The 21,861-nt window shown below is 40.1% G+C and carries 18 protein-coding genes; 2 read left to right on the top strand and 16 right to left on the bottom strand.

From position 1 onward, the window contains the following. Nucleotides 1-226: 226 nt before the first annotated feature. From CJU60_RS03005 to CJU60_RS02950, 12 genes are all read right to left on the bottom strand, one after another. Entirely contained in the window at nucleotides 227-1,303 is a 1,077-nt protein-coding gene (locus CJU60_RS03005; protein WP_010332075.1) for a glycosyltransferase family 4 protein, read from the bottom strand. Nucleotides 1,304-1,446: 143 nt separating this feature from the next. After that, nucleotides 1,447-2,637 (bottom strand): teichuronic acid biosynthesis protein TuaH, encoded by a 1,191-nt coding sequence (gene tuaH / locus CJU60_RS03000; protein ID WP_095712901.1) that lies wholly within the window; start codon nucleotides 2,635-2,637, stop codon nucleotides 1,447-1,449. 28 nt (nucleotides 2,638-2,665) lie between these two features. Continuing rightward, entirely contained in the window at nucleotides 2,666-3,424 is a 759-nt protein-coding gene (tuaG, locus tag CJU60_RS02995) for a teichuronic acid biosynthesis protein TuaG (RefSeq protein ID WP_024123034.1), read from the bottom strand. A gap of 23 nt (nucleotides 3,425-3,447) precedes the next feature. After that, entirely contained in the window at nucleotides 3,448-4,128 is a 681-nt protein-coding gene (gene tuaF, locus CJU60_RS02990) for a teichuronic acid biosynthesis protein TuaF (RefSeq protein WP_024123035.1), read from the bottom strand. 29 nt (nucleotides 4,129-4,157) lie between these two features. Beyond that, nucleotides 4,158-5,624 (bottom strand): teichuronic acid biosynthesis protein TuaE, encoded by a 1,467-nt coding sequence (tuaE, locus tag CJU60_RS02985; protein ID WP_095712897.1) that lies wholly within the window; start codon nucleotides 5,622-5,624, stop codon nucleotides 4,158-4,160. Between the two features lie 84 nt (nucleotides 5,625-5,708). Then, entirely contained in the window at nucleotides 5,709-7,094 is a 1,386-nt protein-coding gene (gene tuaD, locus CJU60_RS02980) for a UDP-glucose 6-dehydrogenase TuaD (RefSeq protein ID WP_095712900.1), read from the bottom strand. Between the two features lie 61 nt (nucleotides 7,095-7,155). After that, a complete protein-coding gene (gene tuaC / locus CJU60_RS02975; RefSeq protein WP_095712896.1) occupies nucleotides 7,156-8,325 on the bottom strand; it encodes a teichuronic acid biosynthesis protein TuaC in 1,170 nt (389 codons plus the stop codon). After that, complete coding sequence (gene tuaB / locus CJU60_RS02970; protein WP_095712899.1) at nucleotides 8,322-9,773, bottom strand: teichuronic acid biosynthesis protein TuaB; 1,452 nt, start codon at nucleotides 9,771-9,773, stop codon at nucleotides 8,322-8,324. The genes tuaC and tuaB overlap by 4 nt, the downstream gene beginning before the upstream one ends. Before the next feature lie 49 nt (nucleotides 9,774-9,822). Further along, nucleotides 9,823-10,479, bottom strand: coding sequence for a sugar transferase (locus CJU60_RS02965; RefSeq protein ID WP_024123040.1), 657 nt, complete (start codon nucleotides 10,477-10,479; stop codon nucleotides 9,823-9,825). Nucleotides 10,480-10,707: 228 nt separating this feature from the next. Next, a complete protein-coding gene (locus CJU60_RS02960) occupies nucleotides 10,708-12,198 on the bottom strand; it encodes an N-acetylmuramoyl-L-alanine amidase (RefSeq protein ID WP_095712895.1) in 1,491 nt (496 codons plus the stop codon). 31 nt (nucleotides 12,199-12,229) lie between these two features. Then, the gene (locus tag CJU60_RS02955) at nucleotides 12,230-14,347 is read right to left on the bottom strand and encodes a SpoIID/LytB domain-containing protein (RefSeq protein WP_095712894.1); all 2,118 of its coding nucleotides are present in this window, start codon (nucleotides 14,345-14,347) and stop codon (nucleotides 12,230-12,232) included. A gap of 23 nt (nucleotides 14,348-14,370) precedes the next feature. Further along, entirely contained in the window at nucleotides 14,371-14,676 is a 306-nt protein-coding gene (locus CJU60_RS02950; RefSeq protein ID WP_095712893.1) for a hypothetical protein, read from the bottom strand. 174 nt (nucleotides 14,677-14,850) lie between these two features. On the opposite strand from CJU60_RS02950, the gene tagU reads away from it, so the two are divergent. Continuing rightward, the gene (gene tagU, locus CJU60_RS02945; RefSeq protein WP_095712898.1) at nucleotides 14,851-15,771 is read left to right on the top strand and encodes a polyisoprenyl-teichoic acid--peptidoglycan teichoic acid transferase TagU; all 921 of its coding nucleotides are present in this window, start codon (nucleotides 14,851-14,853) and stop codon (nucleotides 15,769-15,771) included. Nucleotides 15,772-15,812: 41 nt separating this feature from the next. On the opposite strand, the gene wecB is transcribed toward tagU, so the two are convergent. Continuing rightward, nucleotides 15,813-16,955, bottom strand: coding sequence for a non-hydrolyzing UDP-N-acetylglucosamine 2-epimerase (gene wecB, locus CJU60_RS02940; RefSeq protein ID WP_095712892.1), 1,143 nt, complete (start codon nucleotides 16,953-16,955; stop codon nucleotides 15,813-15,815). A gap of 270 nt (nucleotides 16,956-17,225) precedes the next feature. Here wecB and galU point away from each other — a divergent pair, with 270 nt between their 5' ends. Next, a complete protein-coding gene (gene galU, locus CJU60_RS02935) occupies nucleotides 17,226-18,104 on the top strand; it encodes a UTP--glucose-1-phosphate uridylyltransferase GalU (RefSeq protein ID WP_095712891.1) in 879 nt (292 codons plus the stop codon). A gap of 45 nt (nucleotides 18,105-18,149) precedes the next feature. On the opposite strand, the gene tagH is transcribed toward galU, so the two are convergent. From tagH to CJU60_RS02920, 3 genes are all read right to left on the bottom strand, one after another. Further along, complete coding sequence (tagH, locus tag CJU60_RS02930) at nucleotides 18,150-19,706, bottom strand: teichoic acids export ABC transporter ATP-binding subunit TagH (RefSeq protein ID WP_095712890.1); 1,557 nt, start codon at nucleotides 19,704-19,706, stop codon at nucleotides 18,150-18,152. Between the two features lie 20 nt (nucleotides 19,707-19,726). Then, nucleotides 19,727-20,554 carry a teichoic acids export ABC transporter permease subunit TagG gene (gene tagG / locus CJU60_RS02925; RefSeq protein WP_095712889.1) on the bottom strand — a complete coding sequence of 276 codons (828 nt, stop codon included), beginning with the start codon at nucleotides 20,552-20,554 and terminating at the stop codon, nucleotides 19,727-19,729. A gap of 196 nt (nucleotides 20,555-20,750) precedes the next feature. Then, nucleotides 20,751-21,861: CDP-glycerol glycerophosphotransferase family protein (locus CJU60_RS02920; protein WP_141243755.1), on the bottom strand; the 1,111-nt coding region annotated here is incomplete at its 5' end.

The following is a 21,861-nucleotide window of genomic DNA, read 5'->3' as shown; positions in this document are numbered from 1 at the left end:
ACCAATCAACAAAAATCAAATTAGTCTATAAGGTTAATGACTTTGCCCTCGAAAACAATAATAATCATTTAAATTTGTATTTGCCAACTAAATTGTATAATGATGAGGTACATTACAAATATGAACAAGGGATTCGTTATGCCAAAGCAATTAAGTTATAAATGGTATAAAAAAAGAATTTCTAAGTTGAATGTTATATCATCTTAGAAATTCTTTTTTGTTGTTTTTAATTTCTTTTCACAAGACGTTTATAGAATTTTGTAAATGGCTTAAAACGTTCATTCACGAGTCCCGTAACTTCTGCTATTATTTGCATAAATATAATTAAGATAAAGATAATAAACAGGGAAAGCCAAATTGTAGCGCTTTTCAGCACGATTGCACTGATGCTGAAAATAAATCCAATCAGATAGATGACAATGACCGACATCCGATGTGAAAGGCCAAAGGCCATCAGCCTATGGTGAATATGTGATTTATCGGGCGCTGAAATCGGCTGTTTGTTTAGTATCCGTCTTATGATTGCAAATGTTGTGTCAAAAATCGGCACGCCTAATATAATAATCGGAATGACAATACTGAACAATGTTACGCTTTTATACAGCCCTAACAATGAGAGAATGGAAATGACATACCCTAAAAACAGTGATCCCGTATCCCCCATAAAGATTTTTGCCGGATGAAAATTGTAGAACAAAAATCCGAGCGTACTTGCGATAACAACTAATGAAAGTGACAGAATGAGTACTTTTCCGCCAGATAGCGCCATAACTGCAATCGTGGACAGGCCGATAACAGAAAGACCTGCCGCAAGGCCGTCCAATCCGTCAATCAGGTTCATCGCGTTTGTGATGCCGACAATCCATAATACAGTCAGCGGATATGCCATCCAGCCCAATTCAAATCGCTCAGCTAAAAAAGGTACTGAGAAAAAGTCCATTTTTAAGCCTGTGCTTACAATCATAATAGCTACGGCTAATTGAATGATAAATTTAACTTTTGCGCTTAATTGATATTTATCGTCAAGAATTCCCAACACAATAATGATAAATGCCCCGACTGTGATAGCCGTCATTCTTGTTTCTGTGTATATACCGGATACAAGCACACCTGTAACCACCCCGATAAATATGGCCAGCCCGCCCATTCGGGGCATGATTTTATCATGTACTTTTCGATTGCCGGGCTGATCAACTGCACCTATTTTAATCGCAATCCTTTTTACGATTGGGGTTATGATTAAAACCGTTAGCAGCGAGACAATAAACGCAACAACAATGCGAATCATGCGTTCGTCAAGCATAAAGAAGTCTCCTTTGGAATTATATGAAGTCTTTATTTATATAGAGAACCGTTCCTTCCATTATACCTTCTCCTTAGTTATTATAACAAGCTTCATCAAAAAGAAACACGTATAATCAAAAAACGCGCATCCCAATTAAAGGACTACGCATGTTTTTGAATACCTGTATATTTCATGATTTGTTTGAATAAAACATTCCAATCTTGTGTGCGGGCAATGTTTCGCCGCATCTCTTTGTATGTCTCGTCTCCGTCTTTTTCAAGCACTTTCTCGCACGCAGCTATAAAATCATTATGGTCATTGCCTTCCATATATTCGTAAATATACGGCTTTTGCATTTTAGAAGTTGACGGAAGGTTAGAGCCGACGACCGGCTTTCCTGCTGCTAAAAATTCAAATAGCTTAAGCGGGAAAACCGCTTGGTTATAGGATGACTTTTTATAAGGCATAATACCGACATCAATCAGTTCCATAAAGTGCGGAACTTCTTTCGGATCTGCCGGCCCCGTCCATATCACATTGGAAAGCTTCAGAAGCTCTTGAAACGCTGTGTCACCATTGGTGGCGTCCGGGCCGACCCATAAAAATGTCCAATCGGGTTTTCTCAGAGCCGCTTCCTCAATCAATTTAAAATCCAGCTTTGGTTTAATCCCGCCGATAAATCCCAGTACAGCCCCCTCTCTTCCCTGCAAGATGCTTCGATCGGGAACCGCTTTATGTTCTGAAAACAGGTCATATTCAACACCGTTTTCAACGGTATGAACCTTTTCTTGTCCCGCTGTCAGCTTTTTGTCAACTTCATTGTGCAGGTACTCCGATGAACAAGTAATGGAATCGGCACGCTCGATAATTCGCAGCTCCGCTGTTTTGATGACTTTCCGCCTGAACTCGGAAAGCATATTGGAACGTCCGCTGATCGGCGCCGCCCACAAGTCACTGCAATCATAAATCACCTGGTCCCAAGGATACAATGAAGACAGCAGCGGGAATCCGGGAAACGTGTACCATAAGCAGCAGCGTTCACCTCTGGCTGAAGCGGATTTCAGCTCTTCTAATAAAGGTGAGAGCTTATGCTTATAAAACACATCGGTATACCGTCCGAAGCGAAACATTTTCTTTTGCAGCAAGTCCTTTACGGCAAACTGCCGGATACCGGATTGAACTTGCTGAAATTCCATCCTTTGGGTGCGCGGAGCCGGGCAGACCCAGATGACTTCCTTTGTTTCTTCCTGAGCAGCTAAAAATTCAGCCAATCGATGCCGTCTGTACCTCAATTGATCTTTTCCCCATTCAGCAGTAGCCACGATGACGTGAATCATTGCTTTTGTTTCCACCTTCATCACCTTTTCTCTCTGTTTGCGGTTACAGTCTTTTTTTCACCGCGTTTTTCGCATATTGAACAAAACACCATGTTGCTTTCATTAAATGGAGCCGTTCGATCTCTCTGTAGACAAACCATGTTTTTTTTGCAGCCTTCCATTTGTTGCTTGAAATCGAATTATTGACAAGCCGGTATTCAGCTAAACACTCATTCATTCCGTATGCTGTAAAACCCTTTTTTAAAAGAGACAGCCATGTTGCCAAGTCTTGCCTCGTTCTAATATTCGGCATTTGGATCTGTCCCGTCTGTTCCCTGTCAATCATCACCGTTAGACAGCCGATAATGGTATTTTTAAGAGCATCATCATATGTCAGGCTTTCGGGAGCATGAATGAATTTATCCATCGGCACCCCGTCCTGCGACATTAAACTGTAGCCTGTAAAGGAAAACGCACAGGACCGCTCCATCATAAAATCAAGCTGCCTTTTCAGTTTGTCTTTTTTCCATTTGTCATCACTGTCCAAAAATGCCACATAGCGTCCTTGGGCATGTTCCAGCGCTTTATTTCTTGCTATCGCGGCTCCGCTGTTCTCTTCCAGAAAGATCACATGAATTCTTTCATCTATCTTCTCATACTGCTTTAAAATGTCGCGTGTGCCGTCCGTTGAGCAATCATCCACGATAATCATTTCCCAATGAGGGTGGCTCTGATCTAACACTGAATGAATCGTGTCTTCAATATAGTCACGCGCATTATAAGAAGGTGTAATGACAGATACGAGAGGTTTCCAGTTGGTCATGATCACATCTCCATCGTATGATTTTAAAAGGACTCTCTGAAAAATTCAGGAATGACAACGAACATAAAGGCAATCGTTATGCCGATCAGAACACCCAGAACCGCTTTCTTTTTCGGGGACATTCCTCCGCCTGATGCCTCACTTACGGTTTCAGAATCAACAGCACTGGCCGCTTTCAGATTAAGCTGTGTGTTTTTCAGCTCATACAAAAATCTTTCTTTATCCACCTTGGAATCCTCGCTCACCGATTCACCTTCCAGCGCGTCTATGCTGCGGCGGATGACGGCTTCTCTTTCCTCAAACAGCTTTTGGTCGTTTTTGAGAAAGGTGGAGGAAACAGCGTTTAACACCGATTCGGTTCTTTCCTGATCCTGGTCGGCATAGCTCAAAGACAGTAAAGACTTAGACTCCGATTTCACAGTGAGCTTCTCTTTGATCTCCGCAAGATCTTCATCTTTTTCGTCAGGAAGCGCCTCCTTCAAAAAAGCATCACTCCTCAGCAGGAGCGGAATCTCTTCTGTACTGTTATAAACCGGATGATCATAGCTCCCCACAGCTAAAGTAACCTCAGCTGTGTAACTCTTTTTATCCGCGATTTGGGACGGCAGTATATATCCCGCCGCACCTAAAATAAGCGGCACTAATATAATCCAGATGATATTTTTCTTTATGCGCCGGGCTAATCTTATCACTATATCCTTCATATAAGTCTCCCTGCTTTTTTGTAGTCTGTTTACCGGTATATGGGCTCAAGCTGCTGCCTGGATCGCCTTAAGACATTCACCGCGGCGATGACGAGCGCCAGAAATACCCAATGGAAAAATAAATTTGAGACAGAGCTTGGGCTGATGCTGGATACCAGGAAACTGACCATAGCTGTGATGAGCCCTTCTGTGATCAGTTTTGACTGATTTTCCATTTTTCTTTCATAAAACTTGTAAAGCACCCACATCAGGTATAAATAAATGGCCAGATAGCCGAGCATGATAAGCAAGCCGAAGTTTGCCAGAATCTCTACCAGCCAATTGTGTACCTCTGTCACATTATCAGTATCATATAAAGCATGATGTTCAAGATAATAAGACACATTGCCTGCGCCCACTCCGAATCCGTATGAGTCAAGGAAGAAGTGCCATGCGTTTTTTAACAGATTGGCCCTGGCCACATTGGACGGGAGTGTCTCTTGGAAAGAATGAGACGTCTGAGGAGCCAGAAACAGCTTCCAAAACACTGCGGAAATTCGGCTGGCAAAAAGAGCCGCAAAGACCGCAATTCCTGCTGCCGACAGCCAAATAGCGATTTTTTTCAGAACAGGCGGCAAGACAATAAAAATGTAGACGGCTATTCCCGCAAAAACGCCCAGCAGGCTGGCTCTGGAACCAGTCGCAAAGATTAAATACAATGCACCAAGCGAGAGCACAAGGCCAATTCCCTTTAAGTAACCGTTCTTTATGTTTTTTACCATTGCGATGTAAAAAAAGAAACTGATCGACAAAAATGTCGCAAAATCATTTTGATTAAAGAAGACTGAGGTCGGATAATGCTGCTTATATTCCGGTCCGCTGTACAAAGTCGAACTCGGGAGATGATGATGGGTTATATGATTGTAAAAACCGATGATCATCAGAAATACCGTCATCACCAGCCAAATGGAATAAATAATCATCAGACGTTCCATTTTTTGCACATACATCACAATAAGATAAATAAAAAATATCCCCATCGCCAGCAGTGCTAAATATTTCAGACCGTCTGTAACTGATTTGGCCCATAGCAAGGAAACAAGGCCATATAAAAACCAAAAGGCGAAAAAGAGCAAAATCCCTTTTACTTGCAGCCCGTTCCACTTTTCAATATGTGTTCGGCTCCGCAGTACCCCCACAAGATGGAGGCAGCCGGCGGCGATGAGCAAAAGCCGATAAAGAAACAAACTAAAGAATCCAAGATGAATCGCGAAAAAAGCATTATTTAAAAAAGTGCAGGCAATCAAAATATAGATGACGGCCATAAACAGCTGTTCTTTTGTTGTAAATGATGCTGCAAGCGTCAGCGCAAACAGGCCGATAGCCAATACAGCGAGAACGGCAGCCATCTGCGTAAGACCTGTATCTGTGCGGATGGCTCCCAGCAATAGGACGATCCCCAATATGACAGCGGCCAGTAACGCAAGCGTATGAACCGCTGAACGTTTGATACTCACATGCTTAACCCCTTTCCTGATGTTTCAGGAGCCGGCGGCCGAGCCTAAGCAGCCGGCACTTCAAACAAGTAACCCTTTTTCTTTTTATAAATTGACACTCCCCAAATCCTTAGCCAGTTCTTCCATTGGCAAAGCCGGAAAGTAGCGGTCGGAAGGTTCTGTTCCCCGAACCGCAGGACGGCCGATGGAGTGATAAATGTATCCCGCAGCCTGCATTTCTTCGAGTGAAAATATATTTCTGCCATCGATGATGATTGGCTGTTTTAAAAGCATTTTTGCTTTTACAAGCTCCATTTCTTTTACTTCCGGCCAATCGGTCAAAATAAGGCATGCGTCGGTTCCCTCCATCGCAGCATACACATCTGTGTAATACTCGGTCTGGTCGCCAAGGACTGCTGATGCCTCCGGAATGGCAATCGGATCATATGCTTTCACTTGTGCGCCCAGCTGCTGCAGCATTGGAATGATATCGAGAGCTGGAGCGGACCTCACATCGTTTGTATTCGGTTTGAAGGCCAATCCGAGCACGGAAATGGTTCTCCCTTTTATGCTTCCCATCACAGTTAAGAGCTTATCTACAATGTGAACGCGCTGCTTTTCATTTGTCTCAATGACGGCTTCTATGAGCTTAAATGGATAGCCGGCCGTTTTGGCAATTTGAAGCAGTGCGGTTGTATCCTTAGGAAAGCAGGAGCCGCCAAACCCAATACCCGCTTTCAAGAACTTTCTGCCGATCCGGCTGTCGAGCCCGACGCCGTCAGCAACTTTTGAGACGTCCGCGCCGACTCGCTCGCAAATGTTCGCGATATCGTTAATAAACGAAATCTTTGTAGCCAAAAATGCATTTGCAGCATATTTAATCATCTCTGCACTTTCTAAATTCGTTTTAATAACAGGAGCATGAAAAGGCTGATGCAGTTCCTCTATGATGGAAGCGGCTTTATGACTGGTTGACCCAATGACGGCACGCTCCATATTCATCGTGTCATGAATCGCTGAGCCCTCCCGAAGAAATTCAGGGTTGGATACAACATCAAAGGAGCATCTTCCCTTCGAAGCTTTTTGAATGATAGATTGAACCAGTTTTCCGGTGCCGACTGGGACTGTGCTTTTATTGACAATGATTTTGTAGCCGGTGAGATGTTCACCAATCGTTTTCGCAGCCGCTTTGACGTACGTTAAATCAGCTTCGCCTGTTTTAGACATCGGGGTTCCGACTGCAATATAAATAATGTCTGAAGCCCGAATGGCAGACGGAATATCGTTAGTAAAAGACAGGCGCTGTTCTAACACATTTTTTTCAACTAAATCTGCAAGCCCTGGTTCATAGATTGGGATTACTCCGTTTTTCAGACTTCTGATTTTTGATTCGTTGATATCACAGCAAATCACTTTATTTCCGATTTCCGCAAAGCAGGTGCCTGATACGAGTCCTACATATCCTGTTCCAATGACAGCAATTTTTTTCACAGCCCTCATCCCTCTCCTGTAAATTCATCTTCCTATTTATATTGGTCGCAGTTACTTACGATTAAACAGGTGTTTTCAGAACCATCTGATACTGATCATACAGCGCCCTGGCATTTTTCCCGGCGTCATATTGAGTGTGAATGATTTGATATAATTCATCTGCCACTTCCGGCTGCCATATTTGATCTTGTGCGTATAAAGAGATCGTGTTTGCTAAGGCTTGAGCTGATTTCGGTTCAATCAGCAAATGCCGATGCTTTCCGAATAATGAAGCCACTCCACCGACATCTGTACAGATGACAGGAACCCGCAGTGCCAGCGCCTCGATCACAACAGTCGGCATTCCCTCGCTATAAGAAGGGAGCACAAACATATCTGCGGCGAGCAAATACTCTCTCACCCTGTGATTCGGCACTTGGCCTGTTACAATATGTCCCTTTTGCATCAGCAAAGATTTTGCGGGGCCGTCTCCCACAAAAACAGCTCGAGGCGCTTCCTCCATCATCTCAATGGCTTCTGACAATTCAAAAATGCCTTTTTCCTTAACGAGCCTGCCCACATAGACAGCAAGGTGCTGGTCAAGCGGGAGCCCGAGGTTTTTTCTGATTTCTTCTTTTGTCTGATCATTTTCCTGAAAACGGCTGAGCTGTATGCCGATCGGCAAAACCGTACTGTCAAAGCCAGAAAGTTTTTTGGTTTCTTCCTGAAGCTTTTCGCTGACTGCAAGAACTGCGGATGCGGAACCAACCGCAGTTTTGAAGGCTTTAAACGCGCCTTTGCTGTAGTGAGGATAGATATTCACATCACTGCCATGCAAAGTTAAAATATACGGAATCCCGATTGTCTTTGACACGACTGCCGCAGCCCCGCCCGAAGGCATAGCAAAGTGCGCATGGATCAGATCAGGGTTCAAATCATGCTGTTTAATGGTTTTTAAAACAGCTGCCCCAATGCGCCGGTGCGGCTGAGCCCATTTCAGCTGGCCGGGAACAGCGGGATAGAAAGGCCGGTAAACCGGGATTCCTTTCCGTATCTCATATTCTGGTCTGGCATCCTTTTTTCGGTATGCCTTTTTCAGCATACGGACAGGCGCAGGGTGAAAAGGTCTTGGGCATATCACGGTGATATCCAGCCCGAGCTTCAGCAGCTCTTGCACCTGTGTTTCATGAAACACACCCTCGCCGGGTTTCAGACTGCTTGGATATACGCTTGTGATCCACAAAATCTTCATGACAAACGTCCTTTTCTTAGTAGTTTGCTTTTCATCTGAGGGTACGCTTTACCCAAAAGAAAGAGATAGCAGAGCGCCCCGGCCGCCACTGAAATTGCCAGCCTCATTTCCGCCTGCAAGCTGAAGCGTTCTGTTCCTAAACTCGCGCCGAACGCGATAACGGCCATACCCGCTGTGATCAGAAACGGCTTCATAACGGCTTTAAAATAAGCTGAAAGATTGAGCTTAATGACATATGCCAGCAGCCAGCGACCGATTAGAAAATTGAAAACGCTGATGACGGCATATACCCAAGCGACAGTCAGAAGATTGCCCGTCTGAACAGCTGCAAACAGCGACAAACCATACAGCAGCATGACGCCGGAGTCCCAATAAAAAGCCAAATCTGCTCTTCCTTTAGCAAGAAGCACAGAACCATTCGGATTCATCAGCACCCTGAGTATCCCGACGATGGCAAGAACATTCAGAACAGGGACAGCAGCAAGCCATTTTTCTCCGAAAACAGCTGCGATAAAGGCGTCTGACACGGATACGAGCCCGATTAACAGCGGGAACGATACAAGCGCAAGCATTTTTGTCATATTCAGAAAGCCTTCTCTGATCACGCTGTTTTCGTATTTGTTTTTGGCGAAAATGGGAAACGCGACCCGCGTCACAATCGGATTAATTTTCAAAACCGGAATGGTGACAATCTGGTAGGCAAGATTATAAATGCCCAGCGCTTCGGCACCGATAAACCGGCCGATTAAGATCATATCGATGTTCGCTCCCAGCCTGTTCACAAGACGGGATGAAAGCTGAAAGGCTCCAAAGGAGAAGAACTCCTTCATTCCCCTTAGATCAAAAACAAAGGATGGGCGCCATTTTTTTTGGTATACAGCCCAGAATAGAATCCCTTTACTGGACTGCAGCAGCACCTGAGAAACCACGTACGCCAAAATCGCATCCGTCATAAAAACCGCTATCGCTAAATATCCGAAGGACAATACATTTGAAAAAATCTCTATTTTGCTTAACGTATTAAATTGCAGCTCCTTCTGCAGCATATACTGGTACTGCTGTCCGATCGGAGCTACCAAAAACATAATCCCCAAAATCCTGATGAGAAACACAAGCTCTTCTCTTTGATAAAATCCCGCAATGACGGGACTGCACACATATAAAAGCACAAACAGCAAAATGCCGGTCATAATGTTCAGCCAATACAATGTTGACAGCTGGCGCTCCGTGGCGTCATCTCTTTGAATTAACGCGGCGCCAAATCCCATATCAAGCACAATCTGGGCGAATATTGTAACCGTTGTGATCATGCCGACGAGTCCAAATTCCGTTAAGGTCATCATATTTCCAAGCAAGGCAAACTGAACGATTTGAATGATTGTAATACAGATTGTTGAAACACTTGTCCACTTTGCGCCGCTCATGATTTGTTTTGTAATACTTGGCATCATATTCCCTACTTCTTTTTAAGCTCAGTTTGATGGCGAATGCAGATGTTTATCTTGCACCATCACCTGTCAAGACTACTTTACAAGTTTTTAACATAATTTTTAATTCCAACATGAAAGTCAGATTGCGAATGTAATATAAATCAAATATAAGCTTTTCCTTCGGCGTCATGTCGTAACCGCCGTTCACCTGCGCCCAGCCGCTCAATCCCGGTTTGACAGCCAGACGCTGTGTAAACCCCGGAATCTCATTCTGAAACTTTTCCGTAAACACTGGACGTTCCGGGCGAGGTCCAATCATGCTCATATCGCCTTTCAGCACATTAAACAGCTGAGGAAGCTCGTCAATTCGCGTTCTTCTGATAAATGCTCCAATTCGTGTCACCCGCGGATCCTGCTTCTGCGCCCAAACTGCCCCAGACTTCTCGGCATCTATTTTCATGGAACGAAGCTTATAAAGCTTAAAAGGTTTCCCACCTTTTCCTACACGCTCCTGCGTATAGATGGCAGGCCCCGGCGTCTCCAAACAAATCAATATTGAAAATACCGCAATCATTGGCAGCGCAACTACCAATCCAATCAGCGCAAACCAAATATCCATCACGCGCTTTACTGCCAAATAACGAGCCGTTTTTTCTGATAATGCAAATGATGCTTGCTGCACTGAGAATTCGCGACTCACATTCATGCTTTTTTCTGCACCCACTGACACACACCTCACGATTTGTTTGGGATGTTATGATGACCTATGCCAGTCAGTTTAGCAGACGGATGTTAATTGGTTGTAAATGGATTGTTAAGAAGTGTGAATTACGTGTTTTTTCTGATAAATTATATTAATGTTCTTTATCATTTTATGTACAAGCCCTTGTTTTAATCATTTAAATGATAAAAAAAAGAGACAAATCTGTTATTTAGATTTGTCTCTTTTTTTTTATCTATAATATGAAACTGTACCATCATGAATAGCTTGGGCGGCTTTATCTTTATAAACTGCTTGTTTCAGTTTACTTGCGTCGGCTGCATTTGTGATGAAAGCAGTCTCAACTAAAACGCTTGGCATTTTAGAATATTTGATAACATAGAATCCGGCTTGCTTGACTCCACGGTCTCTTGTCCCAAGATTAGCTGCAAGTTTCGGCTGAATTTGATCTGCTAATCGTTTGCTTTTTGTTGCCTGATATGTTGTGTCGTAATAGGTCTCACTGCCATTTGGAGATGAGCTATCGTTGGCATTCGCATGAATACTGATGAACAAATCAGCTTGGACAGAGGCTGCCTTACTTACTCTCTCCTGTAAAGAATAAAACGTATCATTAGATCTCGACATTACCGGAAGAGCACCAGAAGTATCTAACTTTGAATTTAATCGTTTTGCTATATCTAGGTTGACTTCTTTCTCTAACAGTCCGTTTCCGATTGCCCCTGAATCTTGGTCTCCATGGCCCGGGTCAATAAAGATTGTTTCACCGACTACCGGGTTCTTTAATTGATTTGCCACTTTATCGCGTATAGCTCCTGATTTACCTATAACTGTAAAATTAGATATGTTTTTACTTCCGATAATTTTCCGTGCTCCGACAGATAAATTTTTACCATTCGTCAGAATAAGAGATTGGTTATTCCTAGCGGCTAAGTAAGCTCCTGCAATTGAGTCATGATAAAGCCATCCATTGCCTACATGTACATTGCTTGTAGGTAAATTTAACTTTTGTACAATGTTAGCCGCAAGTTCATATCTGTTTGACCCGCTAATTCTCGTTGGAGAAGGGAGTTTGTTATACACTTTATTACTAATGCTTGCCGTACCTCCTACGACAATCGTACTTTTTATCCCATTTGATTTTATAGCTTCTGATGTTGCGCTTTTTAATGATGTTTCTCTCGTAAATAAAATCGGATATCCATTTCTTGCTGCATAAGTGACAATGGCTGGTGCGTCTGCAAATACAAAACCATTTAAAATAATAGCTTTAGAAGTTGACTTCATTTCTTTTGCTACCTTTGCCGCTGTTTCATAACGGCTGCTACCACCTATACGTTTAACGCTTATACCCAGGCTTTTAATTTGATTGGCTACATTATCAGAAACAGCTGGTGTTCCCCCTACTATAATTACATTCCTAGTATGCAATTCTTTTAATCTAGTCTTTGTTTCACCAGACAATTTTTTAGTATTTGTATAGAGCAGGGGTGCGTTTTTCTGATATGCAAGCGGTACAGCCGAAATAGCATCAGGATATGCACTTCCTCCTACTATTACTGCAGTACTGGCTGTTGAATATATTTGCTTGGAGAGTTGAACAGCCGTATCGTATCTGGTATCTCCGCCAACTCTTTTCACTGAATTGTCAGCTAATGCAGAGGGTATAAACAGAATGAGTCCCAAAAAACACATTGTGAGGACCTTTATATAAGAATGCAATCGTATTTCCTCCTTAAATGCTCATCAAAAATTAATAATTTGTCAAGGTTGTGCCTGGATAATAAAATTTCAAAATAGAGCTGTATGAATCCCCGGCTTCTGCCCTTGCTTTTGCTCCGTATTGACTCATCCCTATTCCGTGACCATAACCTTTTCCGCTGATTGTGTACTTGGATGTCTCTTTTTTCATAGTGACATATGTACTCTTAAAAACAGTTGCCCCGATCATTGTTCTTAACTGAGTTGCCGGCATAGTAATCGTTGTGCTTTTATTTAAGTTGTAGGTACCGGTATTACTTTTAACGTGATACTTTACTTTCATGGATGCTGTTTTGGCACGTTGTCCTTGCGTAGTTCCACTAAAACTCAAATCTTCTATACTTGCGATCTTTACATCAACTGCGCTCGTTTCTTTATTTTTCAATATCCAATTTTTCACACCAGAAAGTCGAGCTGAATCAGTTTCAACAGCTGTAGACCACCAAGAAGACGGTTTGTTTGAATTCAATGAATTCATATCAAGCTGTTGTTTTGACAAAGATAGTGTCCAACTTATTTGAGGATCTTTTGTATCTTTTTTAGCAATTAAATATGGAACACTAGATGACCAAACCTCGTTGCTTGCTTCAGTATAACCGCCGTTACTTGATGAATAGGTCGCAGTTATTAGAGAATTGTTATACTTTAAGACCTTTCCTTTTGTCTGCTCAACCGCCTTCGTCGTATTAGAATTCCAGCTATATCCTCCGTATACTTGAAAAGCAGTTGTATCAGCTACTGTACTGCCGGTTTTTGTGATGGAATAAGTTCTGGCAGCAACAGTTTGCGCTTTTAACGCTTCAAGCGGCCAGCTGGCGGGCATTTCATTTGGAATAACCCCTTTTAGGTAATCCTCAAATGGTATGTTTTCGTTGACCGGTCTAATATACTTGGTAGATTCAATAGAGAAATTCAAAGTTCCGAGGTATTCTCTTCCATTAATACTGATCCTGTTAGAAGTAGAATATTTTTCAGGTTTTATTCTGAGAGAATTCCCGTATGTTTTTATGTTCTCGAGATTTAATTTTCCGCTGCTGATTTTTAAGTTGTAGCTTTTCCCGCCTGCCAAATAAAATTTGTCAGCAAGAGACTTCTCGACGCCGGCAGAAATGACGCTTGTACTTCCAATAAAGTCGTAAGCATAGGTTGCTTTATTTTTCGTCACATTTTCTGTAACATCAGGAATACTGTCTTGTTGCACAAATAAAATCGGAACGTTTTTCTTTGCGGCAAGTGAAGCACCTACAAGTACATCAGCATACTTTTTACCATTTGCTATGACTACTTTATCAGCTTTTAAGTTTAATTGTTTCACAATATTGGCAGCCATCTCATATCTGTTCGCCCCAGGTATTCTTTGCACTGTTGATGTTTTCTTGATTTGCTTTTCGACACTGTCACTAACACTAGTTGAACCGCCGACTATAATGACTTGTTTAGGCAAATCATAATCTGGAAGGTTATCTTTATTCGTTAATAAAATTGGATATCCATGTGCTGCCGCATACGGAGCAATAGCCAGTGCATCCTGAAACACTTTCCCAGTCACAACGATAGCCTTATCATAACTCCCCATCTGTTTAGCAATATTTTCAGATAACACATATTTGTTCTTGCCGCTTATTCTTTTAACAGCTCCGTATGTTTTCAGCTTAGTCTCTATATCTCTAGAAATACTAGCTGTTCCTCCAATGATCAGAATATTATCGGGGCTGTACTTCGCAATCTGTTCTTCTGTTGCTTTTGATAATTTATCCGGATGAGTTAACAAGACTGGTGCATCTAATTTTTTTGCCAACGGAATAATAGATAACGAATCACCGATTGTATCACGGTTGACCAATATGACGGTACTCGGATACTTCCATTGACTGCTTGATGCAAGAGCTGCTGTTTCATACCGCGAAGATCCTCCAAAACGGTCCGTAATGGCAACATTTTTTCCGGTTACTTTATAGAACCCTGTTGGAGACAGACTGATACTTGATTTATTTCCGATATAGTTTGTCAGTTTTACTGAGATGTTTGAATCTGCTGCAAAAGTAATGGATGGAAAGCTGATTAAAATTGCAGCAAGGAAACATACTATCATTCGTTTGATAGACTTCAAGATTTCAGATTCCTCCTTGACGCTTAGTTGGTGAGTTCAATATCCTTTAATAGAAGTTGTCCTTTTGCATTTTTTTCATATTCCACTTTGACCTTATCCCCATTATTTAAGTTATCAAGATCAGTTGTCGATTCATCAGTAATATCAAAACTCATGGGCTCGTTATCCACGGTGACTTCAATTGTATGAGTATCCGCTAGTCCTACATAAACCCCTTCCTTTGTTACGGTATTATCATTTAACACATCTTCACCTTGGCTTTTTTCATGATTCGCACCGCAACCTGAAAGAAGCAGTATAAAGAACACTAAACCAATTATTTTTTTCATCTTTTTCACCTCATTATGTTTTATCGACTTCATAAGTAATATTTTAAAGAAAATTTAAGAAAAACTGAAACTTTTTTTTGATATAATTCGACTTTTCTAAGATTTATATCTTTTTAAAAAGAGTTGTATTTATTGGAAATAGAATTCATAATTAAAATAGAATGGGGGCAAAATATGAGAAATAAACGCAAAAAGAAGAAAAAAACTGTATTGCTAATGTTCTTAATATTTGTTGGGCTATTTGCTTTTGGAACCGGTGGTTACGCATACTACTTATGGCATAAAGCTACTTCGACTATTGCTAGTATTCATGAGAATATTGGGGATTCCAAGAAGAGAGATTCTGCTGTTGACATTAATAAAAAAGACCCCATCTCTATCTTAATTATAGGGGTTGACGAACGTTCTAATGACATAGGACGTGCCGACACGCTCATTTATATGACGATTAATCCAAAAACAAAAACGACAGAAATGGTTAGTATTCCACGAGATACGTATACAAAAATCCTAGGAAAAGGAACCATGGATAAAATTAATCATTCGTTTGCTTTTGGCGGTGCGCAAATGACTGTGGATACAGTTGAAAATTTCCTTAACGTTCCCGTTGACTACTTTGTTAAAGTCAATATGGAGAGTTACAGAGATATCGTCGATACTCTTGGCGGAATAACTGTTAACAGTTCTTTCTCATTCAGTTATGACGGCTTTTCATTTGGAAAAGGAAAAATTACGTTAAACGGAAAAGAAGCACTCGCATACACTCGAATGAGAAAACAAGATCCAAGAGGCGATTTCGGACGCCAAGACCGCCAGCGACAAGTAATTCAAGGAATCATTAACAAAGGGGCGAGGATTTCTTCAGTAACAAAATTAGGAAACATATTCAAAATTGTAGAAGATAATATGAAAACGAACTTAACTTTTGACGACATTTGGGAGATCCAATCAAATTATAAAGATGCCCGAACTCATGTAAAACAACATGATTTAAAAGGCGAAGGAACTAAAATTAACGGAATTTATTATTATCAAGCAGACGAAAATGCACTTTCCAAAATTACTAAGGAACTAAATGAAAATCTTGATAGCTAAACAGAAAAAAGCTTCGCAAAATGGCGAAGCTTTTAGATTTTTTAATTCTCTTGGAAGGAATCTGGATGCTTGTGTCGATAACCATAATAATACAGTAGCTCTTCCACTATTCGGCGAGATGCCTGTCCGTCACCGTACGGATTTGAAGCATGAGACATTTTGTTATATTCGTCAGCATCAGTTAATAACTGTTTGGCCAATTGATAAATCCTATCTTCATCAGTTCCTGCAAGTTTTAGCGTACCTGCTTCCACTCCCTCAGGTCGTTCTGTTGTGTCGCGCAATACAAGTACCGGCTTTCCGAGTGATGGGGCTTCTTCCTGCACTCCACCTGAATCTGTCAAAATAAAATAAGATTTTGAAGCAAAGTTATGGAAATCAATTACTTCTAAAGGCTCAATCAAATGTACCCTGTCTGAGTCACCAAAGTGTTTCTGTGCCGCTTCCCTGACAACAGGATTCAAATGTACTGGATATACGACCTGTACATCCTTAAATTCTTCCACAATTCGCCGAATCGCTTTAAACATATTCTCCATCGGCTGCCCTAGATTTTCCCGGCGATGAGCAGTCAGAAGAATCATTTTGTCACTGCCGATTTTCTCTAAAACAGGGTGAGAGTATTCGTCTCGCACCGTGGTGTTCAGTGCGTCAATCGCCGTATTCCCAGTTACAAAGATTGCATCTGGTTCCTTGTTTTCTTTAAGTAAATTTTCTTGTGCCTGAATGGTCGGAGCAAAATGCAAATTAGCTATCACACCTGTCATTTGACGATTAAGTTCCTCCGGAAACGGAGAATATCTATTTCTAGTCCGCAGCCCTGCCTCTACATGTCCCACAGAAATCTGATGATAAAAAGCCGCAAGACTTCCTGCAAATGTTGTCGTCGTATCTCCGTGAACAAGAACAATATCGGGCTTGACCTCATTGAACAGCTCGTCTAATTTCAGTAGAGCATTAGACGTAATCTCCGCTAATGTCTGCCGTTCCTTCATAATATTCAAATCAAAATCAGGCGTAATGCGAAATGCCTGAAGAACCTGATCAAGCATCTGTCTATGCTGTGCTGTCACTGTTACATAGCTTTCAATTTCAGGATGTTTTTTCAACTCAAGAACAAGCGGAGCCATTTTTATAGCTTCCGGACGTGTTCCGAATATCGTCATTACAGTCAATTTTTTCATATAAATTCACCTATTCTGCAAAATTAAATGTAGCCCTCTTTACATTCTACATGAAAAAGTTTTAGATTAAATCTTTTCATTATTATTTTTATTAATTTAAAAAGATTACGTGTCATGGTTGAATTAGAATATAACTTGTTTAAAAATGGTTTATCCTATATCATAAAAAATGTGTAATAAACAAATTAACGGGTAAATAGAAAATATGGATACAGACTGTTGCTAGCTAGTTTGGTCATAAATATTTTCAATCTAAGGAAGGTGTTATACATGAAAAGAGTACGTAAAGCTATTATTCCCGCAGCGGGCCTTGGAACTCGTTTCCTTCCGGCAACAAAAGCAATGCCGAAAGAGATGCTTCCAATTGTCGATAAACCAACCATTCAATACATAATTGAGGAAGCGGTAGAAGCTGGAATTGAAGATATTATTATCGTTACAGGTAAAAGCAAACGTGCAATTGAAGACCATTTCGACTATTCTCCTGAGTTAGAGAGAAACCTTGAAGAAAAAGGAAAAATAGAACTGCTTGAAAAAGTGAAAAAGGCGTCAAACTTAGCTGACATTCATTACATTCGCCAAAAAGAGCCTAAAGGCCTTGGACATGCTGTATGGTGCGCCCGCAACTTTATCGGTGACGAACCGTTTGCCGTTCTTTTGGGTGATGATATTGTCCAAGCTGAGACGCCTGGATTACGTCAGCTGATGGATGAATACGATAAAACACTATCATCTATCATCGGAGTTCAGCAAGTACCGGAGGAAGAGACACATCGCTACGGTATCATTGATCCTCTTACAAGCGAAGGTCGCCGTTATCAAGTTAAAAACTTCGTTGAGAAACCGGCAAAAGGCACTGCACCCTCTAATTTAGCCATCCTAGGGCGTTATGTGTTTACACCTGAAATCTTTATGTACTTGGAACAGCAACAGGTCGGCGCAGGCGGAGAAATTCAGCTGACAGACGCCATCCAAAAGCTGAATGAAATTCAGAGAGTGTTTGCTTATGATTTTGAAGGGAAACGTTATGACGTAGGTGAAAAACTTGGCTTCATCACGACTACTTTGGAATTTGCCATGCAGGATAAAGAACTTCGCCAGCAGTTAATCCCGTTTATGGAGGACTTATTAAATAAAGAAGAAGTTTAAATAATAAAGGCTATTGGATGCAATATCCAATAGCCTTTTCATTAGTTAGACAGACATAATTGTCAAAGTTTTCTTGTCATTGTCAACTGTATAAACATGTTCCGCTGTCTTTACAAGAAAACTCTTTTTACTGCTGTCACGTAACACGTCATCATTGCTTAAAGAAAGAGATTTCGGAGTAATAGAGGAAATATTATTCATAATAAGCTGATACACTCTATTATCTTCAATAACAAAGGTGACCGTCTTATCTTTCACATCGAGCGTTTTTCTGCCATCCGCTGTTTTCCCTTCAGCATAAATACTGATCTTAGATGTAACGGTATCAGCAGGTTTACCAAGAAACGAAAGATAGCTTTCAAAATCAGACGCCTCCTGCTTCTGCAAAAACGGTTTGAAAGAAGCTGATTTTAATTCAATTATTTTTATCTTAGTCGTAACATCTTGTTGCTTGATAAAATAATATGAATTACCATCGGCCTTTATTTTTGCTACCTTTCCGTCTTTAGCATCAACTGTAACCTCAGTACCAAACGTGAGTGTCACATTCCTTTTGTCTTTAAGGTTTTGATCGTTATATACACTTGCATTCTCTGCGGTAATATACCCAAGTTTATTAATTGAATGTAATTGTTCTTTCCTGACTTGGTCTTTTGAAATGCCTCCAAAAGATGCGATTGTTCTTAACGGAGTGTTGACAAACATCATCACTGCTGAAAGTAGCACTAAAATAGATAAAACCGTAATTAGAGTTATGTTTACCCAAGATTTCGGTTTTTTCTTATTATGAAGTAGAAGGGCTGCTTCTTCAGGATTCAGGCTCTTACGCTCTTCATTTTGAACTTTTTTATGTTTTTCTTTTTCTTTTTTCGAAAGCTTATTAAACCAGTCAATAAACGCTTTATACTCTTTAACAACCTTTTTTGTTTCGTCAAACATCCGTAACTCACCGTAATGCATCCAAGCTACACGGTCACACATCTTTTCAATTTGGCCGATAGAGTGACTGACAAAGAAAATAGTTTTTCCCTGTTTTTTAAATTCAGTGATACGGTCTACACATTTTTGATAAAATGTCTGATCCCCTACAGACAATGCTTCGTCAATAATCAGAATGTCAGGATCAATATGCACGGATATTGCGAAACCAAGGCGTGATTTCATACCACTAGAATAGTTCTTTACAGGCTGATTTATGAAATCTCCAATTTCGGCAAATTCAACAATACTTTCGTACATGTCGTCAATTTCTTTATTTGTTAAACCCATCATTAAACATTTAAGTCTTATATTATCACGGCCTGTGAGCGCATTATTTAAACCCGCTGAAATCGCAATAAGCGAGGGCTGTCCGTTCATTTCAATTTCACCGCTGGTCGGCGGAATAACTTTAGCTAGCAGGTTTGACATAGTGGATTTGCCTGACCCGTTTATTCCTACAAAGCCAACTGTCTCTCCTTCGTATACGTCAAAGGAGACATTCCTCACAGCAAAAAAACCATTATCTTTAGCCGGAAAAAAAAGCCCTTTAACCTTGTCCGACTGTTTTTCATATAAGTGATACTGCTTTGAAACATTTCGAAACGAAACTTTTAGTTTCATCGTAAAAATCTCCTTACGTATTAAAGAAAGTCAACAAACCTATCTCTGAATTTCATATGAAGAATAGAACCTACTGTTAATACCAGTAATGTGAACAGCCAGAAATAAATCGTATATTTTAGGTCTTGAAAGAACCATTGCCCATCCAATATGCTGTCTCGGAAGCCTTTGATAATGTAGAAAAGGGGATTCAACTTCAATATTTTTACTAATTCAGGATGGGTTTGTCCAAGCCTAGCAGTAATATCCCAGACAACCGGCAGCATGTAAAACAAAAGCCTCGTCACTGCTTGTAGTAAAAACTGATAATCCCTGATCAATACACTGATCGTTGAATTAAACAAGCTAAAAGAAAACATAAAAGCCATCATGCAAAAAAAGTAATAAAAATATTGTAACCAATGTAAGCTCGGATACACTCCATTCACTAAGAGAACGATAATATAAATCAGCATCATAATCGCATAGCTAAACAAGTTTGATACAATGGCAACCGAAGGTAAAGAACTTATCGGAAAATTCATTTTAGCAACCATCTTAATTCGTTTAAATACACTGTTAGAACCGTCCAGTATGGTGGGACTTATAAAAAACCAAGGAATTAAACCCGCAAGCATCCAGATAATAAAAGGAACTTCACCTGCTCCTGTTTCTACAGGACCGCTTTTTCTTATTCCTAATCCAAATACAAACCAATAGGCCATCATTTGAATGAGAGGATTTAAAAACTGCCAAAGCACACCTAAATAGTTCATTTGATATTTAGATTTTGTCTCATAAGCCGCCAATCGTAAAATTAAAGGAAACGACGTTATTTGCTCTTTCAGTATTCGCAATAAAGCATTCATTTTTATCTTCCTTAGACTTAGTTGATTTTTGGAATCTTCCTGTTTAAGAAAACTGAAAGCACCGCAGATAATTGTAACAGATATTATATTTTTTTTCACTTCTCAATAAGTTTCAAAAAGCTGTCGACTTCTCGACAGCTTTTTGACATCGTTGCTGTAATAAATTCTTTTTCTGAAAGCCGATTTTATTTTTAAATTAGTTACTTTCTAAAAATACTTGCTTTACAACTTTCTCAGTTGAATTCCCATCATGCCAACTGCAAAATCTTGCATAAAAATCATCATACTTTTCTTTAAACTGATGCTGTACATCTTCAATATTTAATATTGAATTTATTACATCATTGCTTGTTTTAACGACTGGCCCAGGCACATCTTCTTCAATGTTAATGTAGAAACCTCTAAGCTGATCACGGTACTTTTCCAAATCATAAGCGAAAAATAAAATAGGTCTTTTTAAATTAGCATAGTCAAAAAATACAGAAGAGTAATCCGTTATTAAAATATCTGAGATCAAGTAAAGCTCAGCTATTTCATCGTATTTAGATAAATTAAAAGCAAAATCTTCTACTCCGTCAGTTTTAATCTCATCCGCAATAAAATAGTGCATTCTGAGGGCTATTACATAATCCTCGCCTAGTTTTTCTTTCATTTTTTGCAAATCAAGCTTTAAATTAAACTTATATTTTCCTGCTGCATAAAAGTCATCATCTCTCCATGTAGGAGCATAAAGTATTACTTTTTTGTCTAAAGGTATGCCTATTTTCGCTTTAATATCATTAATCTTTTTAGGCTGATTATCTCTATATAAAATATCATTTCTTGGATAACCTGTCTCAAGCATGTTTTTTTCAAATAAGAAGGCTGATTTGAATATTTCAGAAGAATATTTGTTAGGTGCTATTAAATAATCCCATCTTCTGGATTGAATATAGAAATTCTTTTTATAGTTCGGATTTGCTGAATAAATTTCCTTCATATCAAAAACAAGTCTCTTGAGAGGTGTACCGTGCCATGTTTGTAAATAAATATTTTCTTTTCTTTTATCAATGTGCATTGGTATTCTGGAGTTGCTCACCCAATATCTCGATACACCTAAATAATAATAATATTTAAAACTAAATCTTTTCACAACTTTGGCAGGTCCTGGGATCTTTTTGTGCTTATCATTAAAAATCCATACATATTTATAATCGAGATTATTATCAACCATATATTCATAAATATCTCTCGGGCTATCTGAATAATTTTTTCCTAAAAAGCTTTCAAACACGATATAATTTTCTTTGAACGGCATTTTAATAAAG

The sequence above is a fragment of the Bacillus sp. 7705b genome, assembly GCF_002289525.1.
Taxonomy (GTDB): Bacteria; Bacillota; Bacilli; order Bacillales; family Bacillaceae; genus Bacillus; species Bacillus halotolerans.
This window is presented reverse-complemented; position numbering and strand designations above follow the sequence as displayed.